The organism is Billgrantia pellis, assembly GCF_008297955.1.
GTDB classification, from domain to species: domain Bacteria; phylum Pseudomonadota; class Gammaproteobacteria; order Pseudomonadales; family Halomonadaceae; genus Halomonas; species Halomonas pellis.
On sequence record NZ_VTPY01000001.1, the window covers coordinates 307,914 to 327,873 of the forward strand.

Annotated in this window: 18 protein-coding genes; 8 read left to right on the forward strand and 10 right to left on the reverse strand. The window is 62.4% G+C overall.

The window, feature by feature from the left end; genetic code table 11:
• Window positions 1-436: 436 nt before the first annotated feature.
• From F0A17_RS01460 to F0A17_RS01470, 3 genes are all read left to right on the forward strand, one after another.
• The gene (locus F0A17_RS01460; protein ID WP_149326561.1) at window positions 437-874 is read left to right on the forward strand and encodes a low molecular weight protein-tyrosine-phosphatase; all 438 of its coding nucleotides are present in this window, start codon (window positions 437-439) and stop codon (window positions 872-874) included.
• A 133-nt stretch (window positions 875-1,007) separates the two neighbouring features.
• Window positions 1,008-2,327 carry an O-antigen ligase family protein gene (locus F0A17_RS01465; protein WP_187774587.1) on the forward strand — a complete coding sequence of 440 codons (1,320 nt, stop codon included), beginning with the start codon at window positions 1,008-1,010 and terminating at the stop codon, window positions 2,325-2,327.
• 311 nt (window positions 2,328-2,638) lie between these two features.
• Window positions 2,639-3,001: a hypothetical protein gene (locus F0A17_RS01470; protein ID WP_149326563.1), complete on the forward strand. Its 363-nt coding sequence runs from the start codon at window positions 2,639-2,641 to the stop codon at window positions 2,999-3,001.
• On the opposite strand, the gene F0A17_RS01475 is transcribed toward F0A17_RS01470, so the two are convergent.
• Window positions 2,989-3,435 (reverse strand): DUF488 domain-containing protein, encoded by a 447-nt coding sequence (locus F0A17_RS01475; RefSeq protein WP_149326564.1) that lies wholly within the window; start codon window positions 3,433-3,435, stop codon window positions 2,989-2,991. The two genes, F0A17_RS01470 and F0A17_RS01475, sit on opposite strands and share 13 nt — an antisense overlap.
• 269 nt (window positions 3,436-3,704) lie before the next feature.
• Here F0A17_RS01475 and F0A17_RS01480 point away from each other — a divergent pair, with 269 nt between their 5' ends.
• Window positions 3,705-5,519, forward strand: coding sequence for an asparagine synthetase B family protein (locus tag F0A17_RS01480; protein WP_149326565.1), 1,815 nt, complete (start codon window positions 3,705-3,707; stop codon window positions 5,517-5,519).
• Window positions 5,520-5,537: 18 nt separating this feature from the next.
• On the opposite strand, the gene F0A17_RS01485 is transcribed toward F0A17_RS01480, so the two are convergent.
• From F0A17_RS01485 to leuS, 5 genes are all read right to left on the reverse strand, one after another.
• Window positions 5,538-6,428, reverse strand: a complete 891-nt coding sequence (locus tag F0A17_RS01485) for a PA2778 family cysteine peptidase (protein WP_323849400.1) — start codon at window positions 6,426-6,428, stop codon at window positions 5,538-5,540.
• A gap of 67 nt (window positions 6,429-6,495) precedes the next feature.
• The gene (locus tag F0A17_RS01490) at window positions 6,496-6,888 is read right to left on the reverse strand and encodes a PA2779 family protein (RefSeq protein WP_149326567.1); all 393 of its coding nucleotides are present in this window, start codon (window positions 6,886-6,888) and stop codon (window positions 6,496-6,498) included.
• Between the two features lie 205 nt (window positions 6,889-7,093).
• Window positions 7,094-8,152 (reverse strand): DNA polymerase III subunit delta, encoded by a 1,059-nt coding sequence (gene holA / locus F0A17_RS01495; RefSeq protein WP_149326568.1) that lies wholly within the window; start codon window positions 8,150-8,152, stop codon window positions 7,094-7,096.
• A gap of 21 nt (window positions 8,153-8,173) precedes the next feature.
• The gene (locus F0A17_RS01500; RefSeq protein WP_149326569.1) at window positions 8,174-8,671 is read right to left on the reverse strand and encodes an LPS-assembly lipoprotein LptE; all 498 of its coding nucleotides are present in this window, start codon (window positions 8,669-8,671) and stop codon (window positions 8,174-8,176) included.
• Between the two features lie 23 nt (window positions 8,672-8,694).
• The gene (gene leuS, locus F0A17_RS01505; protein WP_149326570.1) at window positions 8,695-11,277 is read right to left on the reverse strand and encodes a leucine--tRNA ligase; all 2,583 of its coding nucleotides are present in this window, start codon (window positions 11,275-11,277) and stop codon (window positions 8,695-8,697) included.
• Window positions 11,278-11,482: 205 nt separating this feature from the next.
• Between leuS and F0A17_RS01510 the strand changes: the two genes are divergently transcribed.
• Window positions 11,483-11,998 carry a zinc ribbon-containing protein gene (locus F0A17_RS01510; RefSeq protein ID WP_149326571.1) on the forward strand — a complete coding sequence of 172 codons (516 nt, stop codon included), beginning with the start codon at window positions 11,483-11,485 and terminating at the stop codon, window positions 11,996-11,998.
• Between the two features lie 91 nt (window positions 11,999-12,089).
• On the opposite strand, the gene F0A17_RS01515 is transcribed toward F0A17_RS01510, so the two are convergent.
• From F0A17_RS01515 to F0A17_RS01530, 4 genes are all read right to left on the reverse strand, one after another.
• On the reverse strand, window positions 12,090-12,695 hold the full coding sequence (locus F0A17_RS01515) for a sugar transferase (protein WP_228716769.1): 606 nt from the start codon (window positions 12,693-12,695) through the stop codon (window positions 12,090-12,092).
• A 59-nt stretch (window positions 12,696-12,754) separates the two neighbouring features.
• The gene (locus tag F0A17_RS01520) at window positions 12,755-13,630 is read right to left on the reverse strand and encodes a hypothetical protein (protein WP_149326572.1); all 876 of its coding nucleotides are present in this window, start codon (window positions 13,628-13,630) and stop codon (window positions 12,755-12,757) included.
• Window positions 13,631-13,845: 215 nt separating this feature from the next.
• Window positions 13,846-15,168: a hypothetical protein gene (locus F0A17_RS01525; protein WP_149326573.1), complete on the reverse strand. Its 1,323-nt coding sequence runs from the start codon at window positions 15,166-15,168 to the stop codon at window positions 13,846-13,848.
• A gap of 60 nt (window positions 15,169-15,228) precedes the next feature.
• Window positions 15,229-16,125 carry a LysR family transcriptional regulator gene (locus F0A17_RS01530; protein WP_149326574.1) on the reverse strand — a complete coding sequence of 299 codons (897 nt, stop codon included), beginning with the start codon at window positions 16,123-16,125 and terminating at the stop codon, window positions 15,229-15,231.
• 329 nt (window positions 16,126-16,454) lie between these two features.
• Here F0A17_RS01530 and leuC point away from each other — a divergent pair, with 329 nt between their 5' ends.
• The 3 genes from leuC (at window position 16,455) to leuB (ending at window position 19,866) form a co-directional block, all read left to right on the forward strand.
• Window positions 16,455-17,900: a 3-isopropylmalate dehydratase large subunit gene (gene leuC / locus F0A17_RS01535; protein ID WP_149326575.1), complete on the forward strand. Its 1,446-nt coding sequence runs from the start codon at window positions 16,455-16,457 to the stop codon at window positions 17,898-17,900.
• A gap of 3 nt (window positions 17,901-17,903) precedes the next feature.
• Window positions 17,904-18,557, forward strand: coding sequence for a 3-isopropylmalate dehydratase small subunit (leuD, locus tag F0A17_RS01540; RefSeq protein WP_149326576.1), 654 nt, complete (start codon window positions 17,904-17,906; stop codon window positions 18,555-18,557).
• Between the two features lie 229 nt (window positions 18,558-18,786).
• Window positions 18,787-19,866 carry a 3-isopropylmalate dehydrogenase gene (gene leuB, locus F0A17_RS01545; protein ID WP_149326577.1) on the forward strand — a complete coding sequence of 360 codons (1,080 nt, stop codon included), beginning with the start codon at window positions 18,787-18,789 and terminating at the stop codon, window positions 19,864-19,866.
• Window positions 19,867-19,960 lie beyond the last annotated feature (94 nt).

Consider the following 19,960-nt stretch of genomic DNA (forward strand, 5'->3'; position numbering starts at 1 on the left):
ATCCTTTCTTCAAGTAATATCTAAAAAAGCTTGAAAAATAATGGCTGTCAGGTCTATGTAATTAGCGTCAAGCTCGCCGCTTTGTTAATGTATGTTACAAAGCATATGAAAGGAGGTAGGAATTCCCAAGTTGATTTTCCTAAACTTGGATTCGCTAGAAATGCCGCTGGTTACAGCGTAAAGAAGGCAAAATATAAAGCAGTGGTGAGGAGAAGCTTCGTCCTTCAAGGAGAGGGAAGGTAGGATCGGTTTGTCAGAGATAAAGCTGAGTGAATAGGTGTGACTGTCTCGCTTCTCTGTGCAAAGGAAGGTGAAAGTTTTAATGTTAGGGAGGAACGGGTGAGCGCGTTGCAGGCGCGATGCGGCTTACCACAACTGTCTTATGGTTGACCGACCGAAGCCTGGCCAATCCTGCCAATGACAACATCGAGGCGTTATGTTTCAACGGATCCTGATACTTTGCACCGGCAATATCTGTCGTAGCCCTGTCGCTGCGGCCATGTTGGAGGCTCGACTCCCCGACAAGCAGATCGAGACAGCGGGCCTGAACGCTCTGGAAGGCCAGGGGGTAGAACCCACGGCCCGATCCCTGGCCGAGGCCGAAGGTCTGGACGTCGGCGCCCACGAGGCACGCCAGGTCAGCCTGGACATCCTGTTCAAGGCCGACCTGGTGATGGTGATGTCCGATGGGCAGCGTCTTGCCGTCGGCCAGATGGCCCCTTCCGTACTGGGTAAGACGATGCTTTTCGGCCGCTGGCTGGATGGTGGCCAGGGACGTGAAATTCCCGATCCCTACCGCAAGAGCGCCGAGGCGTTTCGACACGTGCACCAGTTGCTTCGCGAGGCTGCCGATAGCTGGGTCGGCAAGTTATGAAGCGGGCCTAGGCGCGACGCGGAAGGTGCGAGACAGAACATGGCGGTGATCGGGGGCGTGGCGAATGTCGCAAGCAATGTCGGGACGGCAGGCGGTCGAGCGGGGCGACAGCGCTTGGCGATGGGTGAATACGATGCTGCTGGTCGCCTTCGTTTCACTATTGCTCCTGGTGCCCTGGGGATACAAGGCGGTGTCGTTGACGGCATTGATGCTGGCTCTCATGGGGGCAGTGCTACGCCGCGATCCGACAAGAGAACAGCCGGAGAGGCTGGATGCGGAGGACCGGCTCTGGCTGCTGGCTTTTATGGCTTTCTCGGGGCTGTGGTGCTTGGACCTCGCTCGCAGTGGCGTTTTACTTGGCTTGGAGCGGGGTAGTGAAGCGATGCCGTTATGGCCCTTGTTGACGGCAGGATTATTGATGTGGTGGCGCCGACATCCTCCCTTGCGGGCGGGCTTGTGGTTGGGCCTGGTGGTGGGGGGGACGGGCGCCGGTGTCATTGCCTTGTACGAACGCTTCTTGCTTGGCGCCTATCGCGCCGACAACGGTATGAATGCCATTCCCTTCGGTAATCTTTCCCTTCTGATTGGCGTGCTGGCGCTGGCGGCCATGCTGGGGCGCCTTTGCCGTCCCCCCCTTCCTTTACCCTGGCTCACCCCGGCCCTGGGGCTCTCCGCGATCGCCGGTCTTGCCGCCTCCTTTCTATCCGGTACTCGCGGCGGCTGGGTGGCTGTTCCTCTGCTGGCCTGGCTGAGCTACAGGGCCTTTCGTCCTTTTCTTCCACGGCGCCGGCTGCTGCAACTGGTTGGAGGGGGCTGGCTGCTGGTGATAGGGCTGGTAGCGATGACCGCGATCACGGACTACGGCGTGACCAAGCGAGTGGAGCGAGCCATTGACGATATTCGGCATTACGTGCTCGAGGGGGATGGCGGCAGTTCCGTGGGCCTGCGTCTGGAGATGTGGCAGGCGGGCGGACGGATGTTCAGGGAAAAGCCCCTGTTGGGATGGGGAGAAGGACGTCTCGAGGGGGCACGGGACATGATGGTCGAGAGCGGGGTATTGCACCCAGGCGCGAGGTGCCACGATCAACTGCACAGCGACCTCGTGGATACCGCAGCACGGCGCGGCCTGCTGGGGGTTGTGACGTTACTCGCTTTCTATGGGGTGCCGGCGGTACTGTTCGCGCGTCATTTACGCCGCGCCCACGATGCCCAGGCGAGGGTCCTGGCGTTATCAGGTCTGCTGGTCGTCATCGCCTTCATGGGATTCGGGTTGACGCAGTCCATGTTGAGAGACGTGAGGGGGCTGAGCGGCTACCTGGGATTGACAATGGCTTGCTGGGTGCTGCTGAGAGCACGCCTGATTGAGCTGGGGAGACAATCCAACATTGAGCCCGATGCAGCGCGTAAGGTAACGATGAGGGGGCGTACCGACGAGTCGCGGAAAACATGTTAATTTCTGTATCTGTGTTATGTTGTGTATTGAGATGGTCGTATCGAAACCTCTGTGGCTCGAGGAAATGACAGAGCCCTACGAGGATAAGAAGCTTTCGACTATTTCATTCACGAGAATGGATGCTGACAGGGGATCGCAGCATGAGATGTGTCATGATCGGGTAGGAAAAACGTCAGGCAAATGGCGGTTTGGTACACGCGGATGCTTCTTCTTTGTCTGATGAATTGAACGATCATTTCAACGCATTTTTTTGCTGCTGTCGCTGCTGAAAGCAACTCATCAAAAACCGGTTTTTCTGATGAGGCGCTTCAATGAATAAGATGAATACCGTACGCCTCCCCGTCGCTAGATCAACGAAGGAGCTGCGCAGGGAGATGTTGCGCGCCAATCGGTTCCTGGGGAGGCATCAGGCGTGGTGGGGGTTGGTGTTGACGCCCGTGGTTCTCTTTGCATTCGAGCTGTGGGTCGTCAGTGGCTGGCGTTGGTGGTGGCCTTTCTTCGCCTTCCTCCTGGCGTGGGGAGCTGTCGAGCTCTGTTTCCTTCCGCGTCGCCTGGCGATTCAGCGGCTCGCTGCGATGGAGAGCCGGGCCGAAGTGGTGAGGCTGGCCTGGATACATGGCGTCGCCTTGCGTGACGTCATGAGAGGGCGGCAGCGCACCGGTCATGAGTCGTGACCGTTCTGCCCATCCCGATCCAGCAATCCCAGGTAACAGGGTGGGGACGAGGGCGAGGTGTCCTCGGCGTCTTCCTGCTGCAGTGCGCCCAGTATTGCCTGACGCAGGAGGGGCAGGTGGGACGCTTCCAGGTCGCGCGTCGCAGAAAGCAACGTCAGCCTGCCCCGGCGGGCATGGCGCATGAGGGGGAACAGGTTGTCGGGGGCGTCGCGTAGCTCCCCCCGGTAGCGAACGGCAAACACGCTACCGCTGATCTCTCCCCTACGGAGTTGCCGGCTCAGACCGAGGGACGGCGAGGCATCGCGATACCAGTCGGTCAGCTCCAACCGTTCCCTCGGCATGCCGCGTGGCCAGAGCCTGTCGACCAGAATGCGGGCACCATCGCAGGTATCGGGCTCGGCATAGATTCTCTTCAGTGCAATGTCGTACGACATGGGCACCTCCAGTCCTTGTCCGGGATGACTAGTTTCGTCATTACTCCAGGTGGAGGCAACTCATACCTGATTCGTTGCCGCTGTCTCGTCGTGGGGATTCTCCCCGGCGTCGGCTTGGTTCCATTCCGATGACGCCCTCGGACAACGGCGAGACGGGGTTGGACGCCGCGATAGGGGTGAGGTGTACTGACATGGATTTCGTTAGGCACCGGCGTCGACGAACCCAATCCTTGGGTCATCGTCGGATCGCCATCGATGCGAGGGATTGTATGAGTGACTTCCTGTTCAGTTCCAGGCGTCTTCCCCCTGGGCGCCTCGCCGAGGAACTGGAATCGATTTACCTCGAGGATCCCGTCATTGCCCGAGAGTACCATGGCGACTGGGGATCCCTGGCCGTGACCCCGTCCCGCTATACCGGTTTCGCTCCGGTCGAGAGCGGAACCCATCTCTGTGTGGTCATCGGCGGCCCGGTTCTGTATTTCCAGGACAACCGCTTCTTGACAGGTGGCGACGACCAGGCGGGTACGAGGGCCATTTTCGCCCACTGGAAAGAAGGGCGGATGGATTGGAGCGAGGATCTCAGTGGTCCCTTCGCTATCCTGATCATCGACAAGGCCTCGCGTCGTGTCACCTGCATCACCGATCTCATGATGTTCATCCCCGTCTATCGTTACCAGCGCAAGTCCTGGCTGGCCTTGGGGACGCATGTCGATGCTCTGGCGGGAGTCTGCGGTCAGGAGGTGGATTTCGATGAGGCCTCGCTGGTCGATTTCGTTCTTCACGATGTCGTGACCTTTCCCTACAGCGCTTATCGTCAGATTCGTCAGTGCCATCCCGCCACGAAGCATGTGTACCGGCTGCGCCATGGTGAAACTCCTTGCCTCGAGCGTACCCCCTACTGGCTGCCCGAGGAGACAGCGCCGTTCCGCAACCTCGGGGAGGCGGCCGAAGCCTTGAGGGAGGGGCTCGACGGCTACATCGAGCGGGTCACGAGCCCGATGCGGCGGGTGGCCCAGTTCATTAGCGGTGGCGAGGACTCCCGGGTATTGGCCGCCATGCTACCGAAGCGCTTGGAGCGAGACAGCTTCATCTTTCTCAACAGCATGACCCGAGAGGGACGCATAGCGGAGAAGGTGGCATCCGCTTCGGGGGCTCGCTTTCTCCCCGACTATCGGGACACCCTGCACTATTTGATCATTCTTCCGGAAGCTTCGCGCCTGGTGGGGAGCGGGCACCAATACATCCATGCGCACGCCTTGGGTTTCCATCGTCGTCACGGGCTTGCGGACTACGAGGCCGTTTTTGGGGGATATGTCAGCGATACCCTGTTGAAGTCGCGCTCCGTGAGAAAGCCGCCATTGTCCAGTTATTTCAGTTTTTTGCCGCAGTGGCAGCTATCAGGCGAGACACGTACCCAGCCGGTGGAGAGCCGCCTGTTTCCCGACCACCTGCTGCAGGAGGTGACGCGCCGACGTCGCGAGCACTTTCACGAGGTGAGAGCCATGCGGCCGCAAAGCGCCCATGAGTGGTTCTCGCTGTGGCCGATGACGATGCGGCTTGGTATTTCCAATCTCTACAGCAATCGTCGCCTGTTCAGAAGCTATGAGGTATTCATGGCCAAGGAGGCGGTAAAGGTCAGCGCCGCCTGTCCCGCGCGCTGGAAGCTCAATCGGCGGCTGTTCCTCGCTGCGTTCGGGCCTTACCTGAAACGGACGCGCTTTTTGCTACATGCCGACGGTCGGCTGCCGGCTTTCCCCTGGTGGGCGAACTTTCCGTTGCACACACTCCTGTGGAGCGTGCGGGAGATGGCGAGACGCCTTGGATGGCAGAGGCGTTATCAGGGCTCCTGGGCCGACTGGAAGACGATAATGGCCAGTCCGGAGTGGGCCATGGCCAGGGATGGTGTGAAACCGGACAGCCTGAGGCTGCCGGCGCTGAGTGCCGCAATAGCGTCAGGCGCCCTACAGGAGCAAGGACTCGCCGTCCTCCAGCGTGTCAACCTCCTGCAAACCTGCCATCAGGTCGGCAACGCGAGCTTGCGCCGAAGGAAGGCGTGGCGGAACACCTCGGTTCGAGTGTTCTGAGCCAAGGGAAGCGCCGCGCTACGTTTCCAGCGCTTCCTGCGCGCGCTGCTGCCACGGCCCGGGCAGCTCCGCGGCGCGTGTCAAGGCTTGCCTGGCTTCCTCGGGCTTGTCGTGGGCTCGCAATAAAAGCCCCAGGTTCAACCACGCTGCACCGTGGTCATCGCGACGTGCGACGGCGTTGCGAAAGCCCTCGATGGCGCCCTCAGTGTCCCCTGTCGCGTGCCGGGCGTTGCCCAGGGCGAAAAAGCCCATGGCGGAATCGGGAAAGCGCTCGACGTAGGCCTCCCAGGCGGGAAGTGTTGCCTCGGCGCCCTGCACTTGCTCGAAAGTGGCGATCGCTTCCAAGGTGCGTCGCTCGCTGGCGGCATGAGGCAATTCGCCCGGCGGCAGGGCAATGAACGACCAGCGTCCGCTCCGGGCCCAGGTGGCGTCGAAGCGGCGGAACGACTCGATACGCTGAGCCTCTTCGCCGCTGTGTAGCGTCATCTCCTCGGTGTCCCGGTCGTAACCGATAGCGACGGCGTAGTGCCACATCGGCCAGGCAGGCAGCGATAGATTCTGCATCACGACGACGGGGTGGCCGGCGGCGATCTCGGTCAGCAGCGCATCGAACGAGTCGTTGAGTACGAAGGGAATGCGTCCGTGGCGTCGAACGGTTGCGAGCATCTCGGGTTGTACGCTGCCCTCGCGCCCAGGAATGAAGACCTGTGGAATGAGCGTCTCCATGGGCACGGCCACGCCCGATTGGTTGAGCACCATGGCCAGTGAGGCGGGCCCGCACTGGTAGTCTCGCTGAGCGTGGAACGGTACTCCCTCGATGAAGGCCTGACGTGGCAGCGTGCGTTCGCTGGTCTCGTTCAGGCGCGGCGTACTGGCACAACCAGCCAGTATCGACAGGAGCAAACCCAACAGCAGAACGCCCGCAGGGCGGGCGTTCGCAAAATATCGTGAAGGATGGCGAATCATGAGCCAGCCATCAGCGGGTGAAGGGGAAGACGTTGGTCAGGCCCAGAATGTCGGTCACCAGCAGGACAAGGAACACGACCAGCAGGGCGCCCACGACGCTGGCACCCGCGGGCAACTGGTCGAGTTGCTCGGCCATCTGGCGCGCCTCCTCGTCGGAAAGAGCCGCTACGCGTGCCTCGACTTCGTCGAGATCGACGCCCTGCGCGACCAACTGCTCCTGCACGTCGGCGCGAGAAAGAATCTCCTGGATGCGCTCGCGGTCGGCCGTGGCGCTCTCTGCGGATAGGGCGGCCTGGGTGGAGACCAGGTCGCTGGCCGGGAGAGGGGCGGCGGTAGCCGAGACGCTACCGAGCACGAGGGCCAGGATCAGCAGCGGGCTGAGAAAGCGGCAAAGTGTTTTCATGGCTTGGTTCCTTCTTTCTTGGGATGGACTTCCGGCTCTTGAATGATCCTACGCTCACCCGTCGGCGAGCTTTCGCGCTCCAGCGATGCCATGTAAGTATAAGCAGAAAGCGCTTGCGATTTCATGCCCTTGCATGATCGTTCCAGCGAAGGGACCGGAAAACGCTGGAGAAGGCCGCCGCTGCACCTGGCAGAGACTGGGTCGATTAGCCAATCCGGTACGACGCCGGCAGCTCGGCCAGCAGGCCGCGGCCCCCAGCCAACGTCAGGGCCAGGTCGTGCAAGCCCTCCCAGGGGGGAAGGGGATTGGCACCCTTGATTGCCAGATCCAGGCGCTGAGCGAACAGCAGCAGTTTGTGCAACCGCTTGCGCGGAAGCCGGGCGATGGCCTGCTGGTAGGCGGGGCGGCGCTTGTCGAAGATGGCCGGCTTCTGTGCCTTGCATGCCGACTCGAAGCTTTGGCCCTGATCGAGATGTTGGTGCAGCGACAACAGCGTGCGCAGTTCACGACTCAGTGCCCATAGCACGATGGGGCTTTCCACGCCTTCGCCACGTAGGCCCCGCACGATCCTCGAGGCCCGCTCGCGCTCCCCCTTGAGACAGGCCTCGGTCAGGTTGAAGACATCATAGCGGGCACTGTCCTCCACCCCGCCGGCAATCTGTGCCGGGCCGACGCGACTGCCGGGTGGCAGGAGCAGCGCCAGTTTCTGTAGTTCCTGATCGGCGGCGAGCAGGTTGCCTTCGGTGCGTTCGCCGAGCAGGCGGGCGGCATCGAGATCGAGGGAGAAACCGTGGCGCTCGGCGCGGTCGCGCAGCCAGAAGCCCAGCCGCGAGGCATCGACCGGCCATACCGGTACGAACAGGCCGAGCTTGTCGAGCGTCTGGAACCAGGCGCTTTTCTGTTGACGGAAGTCGAGCTTGCCCATGGCGATCAACAGCACGTTGTCGCGTAGACCGGGGGCGTCGGCATACTCCTTCAGCGCTCGCCCGCCTTCCTGCCCCAGGCTGTGGTTGCCCAGGCGCAGTTCGATCAGTTTGCTCGAGGCGAAAAGCGACAGGCTGGCCGCTGCCTCGTGCAGCTTTCCCCAGGCGAAATTGGCTTCCACGTGCAGCACCTCGCGCTCCTCGATACCACTCTCGCGCGCGGCGGCGCGAACGGCGTCGCAGGCTTCCATGTGCTGCAGCGGCTCATCGCCGGCCACGATCACCACAGGGGGCAGCTTCTTGGCGAGTGCCTCAGGGAGCTTATCGACAAAGATTTTCACGTATGCACCCACAGCGAGTCTTCATGGCGAGGCGTCTTCCAGCGCGCGCAGGCGTTCAAGCAGCTGGCGCAGCGCCTCACGGCGAAGCTCCTGGTGCGCCTCTTCGCGCAGATCGTCCTGGGCCAGCAGGTTGTCATCGTTGACGCTGATTCGAGTGGTTGCCTCGAGTCGCTGCTGCTGGAGATGGTAGGCGCCGTCGCGGCGCCGCTGCACCGAGAACGGCAGCGCCAGCGTTATCTCCAGTTCACGCGAGCCACTGTCGAGCACGCTCAACGAGCGCTCGTGCCAAGTCTCTTCGCCCAGGTTGAGCACCAGGGGAGCGTCATCGTGCACTCGCGTGCCCACGGCGCTGAGATGGGCTTCTGCCATGCGCAGGAATGCGCTATCGACCCCGGCCAGGGCGATCTCGTCAATGACCGGCCCTGAATCGTCGAAACCGCGCAAGCGAAAGCCGCAGCCGGCGAAGGCCAGGCTGGCGCCGCCGACCAGGGCAAGAGTGAGAAAACGGCGTCGATGCATGTGCGCTCCCGTCTCGAGGTGATTCATGCAACCACGATATTGACCAGCTTGCCAGGCACGACGATGACCTTACGCACTGTCTTGCCTTCGGTATGGCGCTGTACGTTCTCGGCAGAGAAGGCCTGAGCTTCGATGCTGTCCTTGTCGGCCTCGGCGTCGACCTCGATGCGAGCACGCAGCTTACCGTTGACCTGTACCACCAGCTCGATGCTGTCACGTGCCAGGGCGGCTTCGTCCACCGACGGCCAGGGCGCATCGATGACTGGCTCGACATGACCGAGTTCACGCCACAGGGCATGGCAAGCATGCGGGACGATCGGGGCGAGCAACAGTACGCAGGCTTCGATGGCCTCGCGGGCCACGGCCAGGCCTTGCGGCGAAGCGTCATCGAACTTCGACAGGGCGTTGGTCAGTTCCATCACCGCCGCGATGGCGGTATTGAACGTGGTGCGTCGACCGATGTCGTCGCTCGCTTTTCTGATCGTCTCGTGTGTCTTGCGTCGTAGATCCCGCTGAGCGTCATCGATTGACGCAACGTCAAGGATGCCCGGCTCGCCGGCCGACAGGTGCTCGGCTACCAGGCGCCAAAGACGTTTAAGGAACCGGTTGGCGCCCTCGACTCCCGAATCGGACCACTCCAGCGACTGTTCGGGAGGCGCGGCGAACATCATGAACAGACGCACGGTATCGGCACCGAAGCGATCGATCATCGCCTGTGGGTCGACACCGTTGTTCTTCGACTTCGACATCTTCTCGATGCCACCCATCTCCACCGGTTGACCGTCGCTGATCAGCACGGCACTCATCGGGCGGCCCTTCTCATCGCGCTTGACCTCGACGTCGGCGGGGTTGAACCACTGCTTGCCGCCGTTTTCGGTCGGACGGTAGAACGTCTCGGCGATCACCATGCCCTGGGTCAGCAGCTGTTGGAAGGGTTCGTCGGAATTCACCAGACCGAAATCGCGCATCAGCTTGTGAAAGAAGCGTGCGTAAAGCAGGTGCAGGATGGCATGCTCGATTCCGCCGATATAGAGATCGACCGGCAGCCAGTAGTCGGCGCGCTCGTCGAGCATGGCCTGACGGTTGTCGGCGCAGGCGAAGCGAGCGTAGTACCACGACGATTCCATGAAGGTGTCGAAGGTATCGGTCTCCCGCACCCAGCCATCGCCGAGATCGGAAAACGCCGGCATTTTCTTGAGCGGCGACCCCGAGGCGTCGACGGTGACTTCCATCGGCAGTTCGACCGGCAGCTCGTCATCGGTCAGCGGCACGGTCTGGCCTTGGGGGCCATACTTGACCGGGATCGGCGCCCCCCAGTAGCGTTGGCGCGCCACGCCCCAATCGCGCAGGCGAAAGTGAGTCTTGATCTCACCGTGCCCCTGCTGCTCGAGGCGTGCCGCGATGGCGTCGAACGCGGCCTGAAAATCGAGGCCGTCGAACTCGCCTGAATGGATCAAGGTGCCGTATTCGGTATAGGCGCCCTGGGAGAGATCCGGCGTCCGCCCCTGGGCGTCGGCGATCACCGGCTCGATCGGCAGGCCGTACTTGGTGGCGAATTCCCAGTCGCGCTGGTCGTGACCGGGCACCGCCATCACCGCTCCGGTGCCGTACTCCATGAGAACGAAGTTGGCCACGTAGACCGGCACCTCGCGCCCCGTGAGCGGGTGAACGGCGCGGTGCCCGGTGGGCATGCCTTTTTTCTCCATCACGGCCAGGTCGGCCTCGGAGGTGCCACCGCGAGCGCACTCCGCGGCGAAGGCGGCCAGCTCAGGATCGTCCTCGGCGGCCTGCTTGACCAGGGGGTGTCCGGCAGCGACAGCGACGTAGGTGACCCCCATCAGGGTGTCAGGGCGCGTGGTATAGACCCGCAGCGGCTCGAGGCTTTCACCCGCCTTGCCGGCGATGTCGAAGGCGAGCTCGATCCCCTTCGACTTGCCGATCCAGTTGCGCTGCATGGTCTTGACCTGCTCGGGCCATTCGACCTTGTCCAGGTCGGCCAATAGCTCCTCGGCATACTCGGTGATCTTGAGGAACCACAGCGGGATTTCCTTGCGCTCGACCAGGGCGCCGGAGCGCCAGCCACGCCCGTCGATGACCTGCTCGTTGGCGAGCACCGTCTGGTCGACCGGGTCCCAGTTGACGGTGGCCATCTTCTTGTAGACCAGTCCCTTCTCGACCAGCTTGGTGAAGAACCACTGCTCCCAGCGGTAGTAGTCGCTGTCACAGGTGGCGAACTCGCGGCTCCAGTCGTAGGCGAAGCCGAGCGCCTTCAATTGGCGACGCATGTAGTCGATGTTGTCGTAGGTCCATTTGGCCGGTGGCACCTGGTTCTGGATGGCTGCGTTCTCGGCCGGCATGCCGAAGGCATCCCAGCCCATCGGCTGCATCACGTTCCGGCCTTGCATGCGCTGGAAGCGCGACACCACGTCGCCGATGGTGTAGTTGCGCACGTGCCCCATGTGTAGCTTGCCGCTGGGGTAGGGAAACATCGACAGGCAGTAGAACTTCTCGCGGCTGGCGTCTTCCACCGCCTTGAAGCACTGGTTCGTATCCCAGAACAGCTGGGCGTCGCGCTCGATTTCAAAGGGGTTGTACTGTGCGTCCATCGGCTTTCGTCATGACCTTAGAGTGTTCGGGCACGGGGAGCGTGCGCTTCCGCTGGAATTGTCTGGCGTCAGTCAACGTCTGGATAAAGAGGATAAAACATTGATCCGACGGCGAGATGACGTCTAAATGGTAACCAAGGATACCCCAGTAGAGCAGGTCCGGCCATGCCCGGTCCTTGCCATGAGCCGCTTCGAGGAGATGATCATGAGCGAACGCCCCGACTCACATCGCGAACATCGGATGCGTGAAGGCTACGAGCGCATGCTGACCCGCCTGCGCGAGGGCGCGGGCGACCTGAACTGGGAAGCGTTGCAGCGGGAATTGGATGAGGCCGTGGAATTCGAAGCCGAGTTCGAGGAATTCACCAAGGACGAACTCGCGCTGCTCAGAGCCTGGGTAGAGCGTGATCTCCGGGACATGCGGCACTACCTTGCCGCCGGTGGGGAGGGGGTGGCGAGCTGGCTGGGCATCGACCTGACCGTGCTGTCACGCAAGGTGGTCGATTCACTGCTGTCGATCGCCGATCGCAGCATCGTCGAGAACGTCCGTTTCAACGAGGATCTCGAGGCCTCGCGCGCCGATTACTGCGAGGGTGAGATTGCCGCGCCGGGACGTATGGTCTGCGTGCACTGCGGTGCCGAGGTCAACCTGGAGGGAGTGGCACGCATAGAACCGTGTCATCAATGCGGCCACCGGTATTTTGCGCGTGCTCCGAAGTGACGCTCGGCATTGCCGCTACTGGACGGGGGGCTTCGTGCCAGGATGCCACTGGCTCCCCTCACGCCCTCTTTCGCCCATTCTGCCAGCTCGTTCATCCTGCCAGCGTTCGCCAGATGAACTTCAAATCTTCGGCAAGGCTCCACTCTCTCAGGTAATGCAAATTGATGCGGACCTTGTCCGGCCAGATGACGTTACGGTTGTAACCCTCCGGATCCGCCGCTTTGTCGAGAAGCGCTTCTTCATCCCGGTACTTGAGCGTGGCGGGGCCGGTGATGCCGGGACGGACGCGCAGTAACTGACGCTGCTCTCCTTCCAGGCTGTCGGCGAAACCCTCCACGTCGGGGCGGGGGCCAACGAAACTCATGTCGCCTTTCAGCACGTTCCAGAGCTGAGGCAGTTCATCCACCTTGGTCCGGCGCAGCAGATGTCCCAACGGCGTAATTCGTGGGTCCCGTGAGCAGGTCACCGTCGTGGTGACGCCCGGGGCATCCCGCATGGTCCGTATTTTGTAGAGCGTGAAGGCCCTGCCATTCATGCCGACACGTTGCTGCGTAAAAAGGCCATTCCGGCGGGTGTCGATCGTGGCGGCTATCCAGGCCAGACCGATCAGCCACCAAACGAGAAACAGTCCCATGGAGGCCAGGAGAATATCCAGCTTACGCTTCTTGCTACGTGATACGGGACGAAAGAGATTCACGGTGTCACTCCAGTAAACGTGATTATCGCATCCGGACTGGGGCATGGCGAAGCAGGAGGTCAGCCGGTTACCGTTCTTTCGCTTCGGTGTATCCGAAAGGAACGCCGTATGGCTTCCTGTTCCAGCAGCACAGTGAGCTTCTTCCATAACCTTCCCCGGGCCTGGCCGATTCGACGGCGGAAGGGAAAGAGCGCATGAATCACCGGCGACAGCAACGGAAAGTAGGCGACATGCAGCCTGGCGTAGGCCCTGCGAAACCCGAAGCGCTCGATGAGGAAATCGTGTATGCCGGTTTCGTGACTGATGTTTCTGGCCCCATCCGAGACATAGGCGAGTCCCCGCGCGTTGAGGTAGTGACGGTTCATATGATGGATCAACGCGTAAGATGCGTATCGCTTCAGCGCATCGGGAGTCACCCAGATGGAGAGATAGAAACAGGCCCCATCCATGACGAGATTCTCGCTGAAAGCCTCCATCTTCCCGCTTTTCCGATCGCGGACGGCCCAGAATTCGGTCTCCGTCGGCAGATCGTGGATCGCTCTGATGAAGTCGGTCTTCGACATCATGGGTTCGAAAGTCTCGTAGCGCTGGTAGGCGCTGCAGTAGACGTTATGCCCTTCCTCTAGGATATCGTCACGAGACGCCGGTTCGACGTGAAACTGTCGCTCTCCTCGCCGAACCTTGTTGCGGGTGTTGGCGCTGAGATCTTGCAGCTCCTCGGGTTTCGACTTGATGATGTGCCACCACTCCGTGGGAGCGTCGCTATCGAAGTCGGACTCCCAGCGAATCAAGAAGGCAGAATGCTTGGCCAGCAGCGCTATGGCCTGTGATTGGCGAAGCCCGGGATTTCGATGCGGCATGGATAAAGGAAGCAGGGCCCCCAGGTGTTTGCGCCAAAGAAAGCCGTTATTGCGAAAATAGTGGTACCCGATCATGAGCGCCTCAGGAAAAGTGCGTTCGCCAGCAAAGAGTGATGCGCCTGTGATTCGTCACGTAGTGTTACATGGCGGGGCGGGGCGTTCCTCCTGAAATTCTTCGCTGTGATGCATGAAATGCACAGGAGAATGGGCGCGAGGCAGGTTGGAATATTGTGCTACCGCAGCGTGTGATTTCTGGTCGTTCAGGGCCAGTATCGTCATGCAAACAGGGTCTAGGTCCCGGTGAGCAGGATGGCCGCTACCACCAATGTCGTCATCGCTGCGGCATAGACCAGGTTATGTCGCATCATGCGGTAGCCGCTGACGCCGTAACGCCCTTGCAACGACAGGTTGATCCCCGAGAGGGGGCCCACCGAAGTGCCCACTGCCCACGAGGCCAACCCGGTGAAGGCGAACAGTGTGGATTCGTTACCCGAAAGGTCGAGCATCGAGGCGAGTACCGAGACACCGATGATGGGGTGCAGGCCGGCCACGGCACTGGCAACGATCGCCAGGAAGCTCATCACGGCCTGAACGGGGCCGAAGTGGACGAACAGCGTCCACTCGCTGCCCGTCGCGGCGGAGACGAGCGTTGACAGCCCCAGGGTCAGCAGGCCTGCCGAGAGGAACAGCGCAATTTCGCCGCGCATCGCCGGCAACCGGGTCAGCGTGTGCTGGCGTACGCGACGCAGCGTCCAGCGAGGCCCCGCGGGCAGGTTGGTGGCGAGGGCCACCGCCGGCAGCAAGAAGGTGATGATGCTGACGATGCCGAGCTCGGGAGTGAGCTGAAAATGGAACAGCATGACCAGCACCGCCATCGAGACAGGCATCAGCAGGCTGCCGGGAGATAGTGAGAACCCGGCCACTTCGCTGAGGTCGAAGCGTCGCGACAGCTCCAGTGTGGACAGCAGACCGCTGAGCAGGGCCAGCGGCAGGCCGACGACCAGGATGCGGGAATAGTCCATGGCCGGGGCCAGTGTCATCACCACCCCCATCGAGGCGAAGAACGGAGACCAAAGTGCCGCGCTGGAAAGCCCACGATTGAGTGCCAGCAGTTGTGGGGTGGTCAGCGGGCCGCGCCGGGCCAGCCGGTCGCCGATCATGAACACCGTCGAAAGGTTGAGGATGGTGCCGAGCAGGTGCACGCCAAGCCAAGTTCCCGACGTTCCTCGCAATCCGGTGATCGGTCGGCCCAGCGCGCGCTTGGAGCCGCTGCGATTGCCGATCAGGCCGATGAAGCTGACTCCGACCAGCATTGCCACGACGTAAGTATTGCCACTGGTGATCGCCGGCCAGGCGATGTCGGCGGCGTAACGCCAACTCGCCAGGCTCAGTAGGCCCAGGCCGATCGCCGCCAAGGCCCCGGCCTGCCACCGGGTACGGCGCGGAATGTCGCGCCATAGCAGGAGCGTTGCCAGCCACAGTGAATAGCCAACCAAGGGGGGATACGGAGCGAGCTTGGCTAAACTCAGGATCTGCAGAGCGAGCCCGAGCAGAATCAGCGTGCCGGCCAGGGCATGCCGGAAGGATGTCGATAGCGTGTCGGGCGTGGCCACGGGGTTGCAGAGCTCCGTCGAGTCATTGTTGGCATTTATTCATGAGCAATCTAACAAATATTACCTCAGCGAGTTGCGGCCCGTCTCGTCGCGAGCTTCCTCCAGCAGGGCCAGCATGGCCCGGGTGGCATTGGAGAGCGTGCGGCTGCGATGCGTCAGGTAGCCCAGCGAGCGATGGATGGTCGGGTGTTCTACCTCCAGTTCATGCAATTCGCCGGCGACCAGCCGCTCCGGCAGTAGGCTCCACCCGAGGCCGATGGCGGCCATCATCTTGAGGGTTTCCAAGTAATTGGTTGAGAGCGCCACGGGCAGTTCGAGACCGGCTGCTGCGAAGCGTGACTCGATCAAGGTGCGGGTGAAGGTCATCGGCCCCGGAAGCACAGCGTCGAAAGCGCATAACTCGTGCAGCGTCAGCCGTCCTCGATCTGCCAAGGGATGATCGTGGGCGCAGACGAAGCACATCCGATCGTTCCACACCGGCGCCACATCAAGCTGTGGATCGGGGTGCGGTGCCAGCGTCACCACGGCGATCTCGAGCTCGCCATCGAGCACACCTTGATAAGCCTGCTCCGAATCGAGGAAGCGCAGATCCAGGCTCACCTCGGGGTGGGCCCGGGTATAGGCCTTGAGTAGCGGCGGCAGACGATGCAAGCCGATATGGTGGCTGGTGGCGAGGGTCAGGCTACCGCCGACATCCCCCGTCAGGTTGACCAGCGCGCGGCGGCTGTCGTCCACCATCACCAGGATCTGGCGGGCGCGGGGCAGCAGCACCTGGCCTGCCTCGGTCAAGGTGACGCGACGGCCGATGCGGTCGAACAGCCGCGCGCCGATCTGCTCCTCAAGGGTGGCGATGCGCTTGGAGACCGCCGGCTGCGTCAGGTAGAGCTGCTCGGCGGCGCGGGAAAAGCTGGCGCTGTCGGCCACGGCAAGGAAGGCTTGAAGACTTTGGGTATCCATCGATTCAACATCTATTCCTTAAGGGAATCCATTGAATAAATAACATGAATTGCTTTTATGAACGAGTCGCGCAAGACTTGATGACACCAAAGAGAGCCAAGTGAGAGTCATCCGTACCGATAGCTTGGCGGTTGCTGCAGCGTGAGCGGCGCCGGGGAAAGGCCGAAGAGGAGATCCGATGCCGTGGAGGGCATCGGTAGCGGACAAGGAAGTATTCACAGCGCCTCATCGGTCCGGCGCTCCGGGGCCTGTCGCCGTAACAGCCGCGGTGCTGGTGCAGCTCGGGACCGACCGCATGAGAACAGGGCCATAGCGCCCGGGAGAACGATATGGCAGGCCAGACGCTTTACGACAAGCTGTGGTCGCAGCACCTGGTGAAGGAGCGCGACGACGGTACCGCACTGATCTACATCGACCGCCAGTTGCTGCACGAAGTGACCTCGCCGCAGGCCTTCGAAGGGCTGCGCCTGGCCGGTCGCAAGCCGTGGCGGCTCGACGCCAACCTGGCCACGCCGGACCACAATGTGCCGACCACCGTAAAGGAGCGCGCGGAAGGCAACGTCGGGATCAAGGATCCCGTGTCGCTGATCCAGGTACAGACGCTCGACGACAACTGCGTCGAGTTCGGTATCGAGGAGTTCAAGATCAACGACCCACGCCAGGGCATCGTTCACGTGGTGGGGCCGGAGCAGGGCGCCACGCTGCCGGGCATGACCGTGGTCTGCGGCGACTCCCATACCGCCACCCATGGCGCCTTCGCTGCCCTTGCCCACGGCATCGGTACCTCCGAGGTGGAGCATGTGCTCGCCACCCAGTGCCTGCTGGCGCAGAAGATGAAGAACATGCAGGTGCGCGTCGAGGGCGAACTCGGCACCGGCGTCACCGCCAAGGACGTGGTGCTGGCCATCATCGGCAAGATCGGTACCGCCGGGGGCACCGGCTACGCCATCGAATTTGCCGGCAGTGCCATTCGCGATCTTTCCATGGAAGGGCGCATGACGGTGTGCAACATGGCCATCGAAGCCGGCGCCCGGGTGGGGCTGATCGCGGTGGATGACACCACCATCGACTATCTCGCCGAGCGCCCCTTTGCACCGAAAGGCGAGCAGTGGCAGGCCGCCGTGGCGGACTGGCGCAATCTGGTCTCCGACCCGGACGCCCGGTTCGACAAGGTGGTGACGCTGGACGCCGCCGAGATCGAGCCCCAGGTGAGCTGGGGCACCAGCCCCGAGATGGTCACCGGCATTTCCGGCGAAGTGCCCGACCCGGCCGAGCAGGGCGATGACACCGTCAAGCGCGGGTACACCCGCGCGCTGGAGTACATGGGGCTCGCGCCGAAGCAGAAGATTACCGACATCAGGCTCGACAAGGTGTTCATCGGCTCGTGCACCAACTCGCGCATCGAGGACCTGCGCGAGGCCGCCACGGTGGCGCGCGGCAAGAAGGTCGCCGACTCGATCAAGCTCGCCATGGTGGTGCCGGGCTCGGGCCTGGTGAAACGCCAGGCCGAGGCCGAGGGGCTCGACAGGATCTTCATCGAGGCGGGCTTCGAGTGGCGCGAGCCGGGCTGTTCCATGTGTCTGGCAATGAACGCCGACAAGCTCGGGGCCGGCGAACACTGCGCCTCCACTTCGAATCGCAACTTCGAGGGGCGTCAGGGCTACGGCGGGCGCACCCATCTGGTCAGCCCGGCCATGGCCGCCGCCGCTGCCATTGCCGGTCACTTCGTCGACGTTCGTCGTTTCGACGCCCAGCCCGTCGCAAAGGAGGCCTAAACCATGAGAAAGTTCGAACGCACCGCGGGCCTCGTTGCACCGCTTGACCGGGCCAACGTCGACACCGACCTGATCATTCCCAAGCAGTTTTTGAAGTCGATCAAGCGCACCGGCTTCGGCGTCAACCTGTTCGACGAACTGCGCTACCTCGACGAGGGGCAGCCCGGTCAGGACGTTTCCCAGCGCCCGCTGAATCCCGATTTCGTGCTCAACCAGCCACGTTATCAGGGCGCAAGCGTCTTGCTGGCGCGGCGCAACTTCGGCTGTGGCAGTTCCCGCGAACATGCGCCCTGGGCATTGGAGGACTTCGGCTTTCGTGTGGTGATCGCGCCGAGTTTCGCCGACATCTTCTACAACAACGCGTTCAAGAACGGCCTGCTGCTGGTCACCCTGCCCGAGGAGACGATCGACCGGCTGTTTGGCGAAGTGGAAGCCAACGAAGGCTATCGCCTCGATGTGGACCTCGAGAGCCAGCGCGTGATCACGCCAAGCGGGGAGATCCTCGAATTCGAGGTGGATGGTTTCCGCAAGCACTGTCTGCTCGAGGGGCTCGACGACATCGGCCTCACCCTGCAGGACGAGGACGCCATTCGCGCCTTCGAGCAGCGCCATCGCGCCGAGCGGCCGTGGCTGTTTCGCGAGTCCGCCCAGGCCTGACGCGCTCACCCTGCATTCGCCTTCTGCATCTGCCGGAGGCAGCGGGGCTGATCCGGGACAAGTTGACTAACCGAGAATGGAAGGGCGTGGGGGACAGGCCGAAGAGGAGGTCATGCCATGGATGGCATCGGTAGCGTACAGGGAAGTATTACAGCGCCTCCTCTCAGGCCTGTCGCCGTACAGCCCGCCGCCATTCGCTCGAGGATGGCATGGACGAGGATGGAACAACATGACACGCAAGATTCTGGTACTGCCGGGTGACGGCATCGGCCCCGAGATCACTGCCGAAGCCAGCCGCATCCTGGCTGCCTGCCAGGCCCGTGGGCTCGACGTCGAGGTGGAGGAGGCGCTGGTGGGTGGTAGCGCCTATGACGAACATGGCGAGCCGCTGCCCGCCGTCACCCTGGACAAGGCCAAGGCCGCCGATGCCATCCTGCTCGGCGCCGTGGGCGGTCCCAAGTGGGACAAGCTCGAGGACCTGTCCAAGCGCCCCGAGAAGGGCCTGCTCGGCCTGCGCAAGAACCTCGGCCTGTTCGCCAACCTGCGCCCGGCCATCACTTACCCGCAGCTGGCTTCCGCTTCTAGTCTCAAGCCCGAGTTGGTGGCGGGGCTGGACATCATGATCGTGCGCGAGCTCACCGGGGGCATCTATTTCGGCCAGCCCCGCGGCATCGAGGCGCGCGACGGCCAGCGGGTCGGCTTCAATACCTACGTCTACTCCGAGAGCGAGATCGAGCGCATCGGCCGAGTCGCCTTCGAGCTGGCGCAGAAGCGGGGCAAGCGTCTGTGCAGCGTCGACAAGGCCAATGTGCTCGAGGTCACCATTCTGTGGCGCGAAGTGATGGACCGGCTGGCGCCGGAGTATCCCGATGTCGAGCTCTCGCACATGTACGTCGACAACGCCGCCATGCAACTGGTCCGTGCCCCCAAGCAGTTCGACGTGATGGTCACCGGCAATATGTTCGGTGACATCCTTTCTGACGCCGCCGCCATGCTGACCGGCTCCATCGGCATGCTGCCCTCGGCCTCGCTCAACGAGAGTGGACAAGGCATGTACGAGCCTTGCCACGGCAGCGCGCCGGACATTGCGGGGCAGAACATGGCCAACCCGTTGGCCACCATCCTCTCGGTGGCGATGATGTTGCGTTATTCGCTCGGTGAGCCCGGGTTCGCCCAGCGCATCGAGGGCGCCGTGGGGAAAGTGCTGGACGACGGTTTGCGGACCGCGGATATTGCCTCAGAAGGAACTCGTACCGTTTCCACCCGTGATATGGGGGATGCCGTGCTGACGGCCTTCGAGGCGGCCTGAGCGCCAGCTCCCACCCCTGCCGTTACCTGGGCCCGGGCTCGCCTGCGAGGTGAGGCCGGGTCATGTATACTATGGGCCTCATTCTTTCCAGGAG

Coding starts and splice junctions, on each gene's coding strand:
- F0A17_RS01520 (WP_149326572.1), bottom strand. CDS start 13,630: ATGATCGGGTACCACTATTTTCGCAATAACGGCTTTCTTTGGCGCAAA.
- F0A17_RS01530 (WP_149326574.1), bottom strand. CDS start 16,125: ATGGATACCCAAAGTCTTCAAGCCTTCCTTGCCGTGGCCGACAGCGCC.
- leuD (WP_149326576.1), top strand. CDS start 17,904: ATGAGAAAGTTCGAACGCACCGCGGGCCTCGTTGCACCGCTTGACCGG.
- F0A17_RS01480 (WP_149326565.1), top strand. CDS start 3,705: ATGAGTGACTTCCTGTTCAGTTCCAGGCGTCTTCCCCCTGGGCGCCTC.
- F0A17_RS01470 (WP_149326563.1), top strand. CDS start 2,639: ATGAATAAGATGAATACCGTACGCCTCCCCGTCGCTAGATCAACGAAG.
- leuB (WP_149326577.1), top strand. CDS start 18,787: ATGACACGCAAGATTCTGGTACTGCCGGGTGACGGCATCGGCCCCGAG.
- F0A17_RS01465 (WP_187774587.1), top strand. CDS start 1,008: ATGCTGCTGGTCGCCTTCGTTTCACTATTGCTCCTGGTGCCCTGGGGA.
- F0A17_RS01510 (WP_149326571.1), top strand. CDS start 11,483: ATGAGCGAACGCCCCGACTCACATCGCGAACATCGGATGCGTGAAGGC.
- leuS (WP_149326570.1), bottom strand. CDS start 11,277: ATGGACGCACAGTACAACCCCTTTGAAATCGAGCGCGACGCCCAGCTG.
- F0A17_RS01490 (WP_149326567.1), bottom strand. CDS start 6,888: ATGAAAACACTTTGCCGCTTTCTCAGCCCGCTGCTGATCCTGGCCCTC.
- F0A17_RS01460 (WP_149326561.1), top strand. CDS start 437: ATGTTTCAACGGATCCTGATACTTTGCACCGGCAATATCTGTCGTAGC.
- F0A17_RS01475 (WP_149326564.1), bottom strand. CDS start 3,435: ATGTCGTACGACATTGCACTGAAGAGAATCTATGCCGAGCCCGATACC.
- leuC (WP_149326575.1), top strand. CDS start 16,455: ATGGCAGGCCAGACGCTTTACGACAAGCTGTGGTCGCAGCACCTGGTG.
- F0A17_RS01500 (WP_149326569.1), bottom strand. CDS start 8,671: ATGCATCGACGCCGTTTTCTCACTCTTGCCCTGGTCGGCGGCGCCAGC.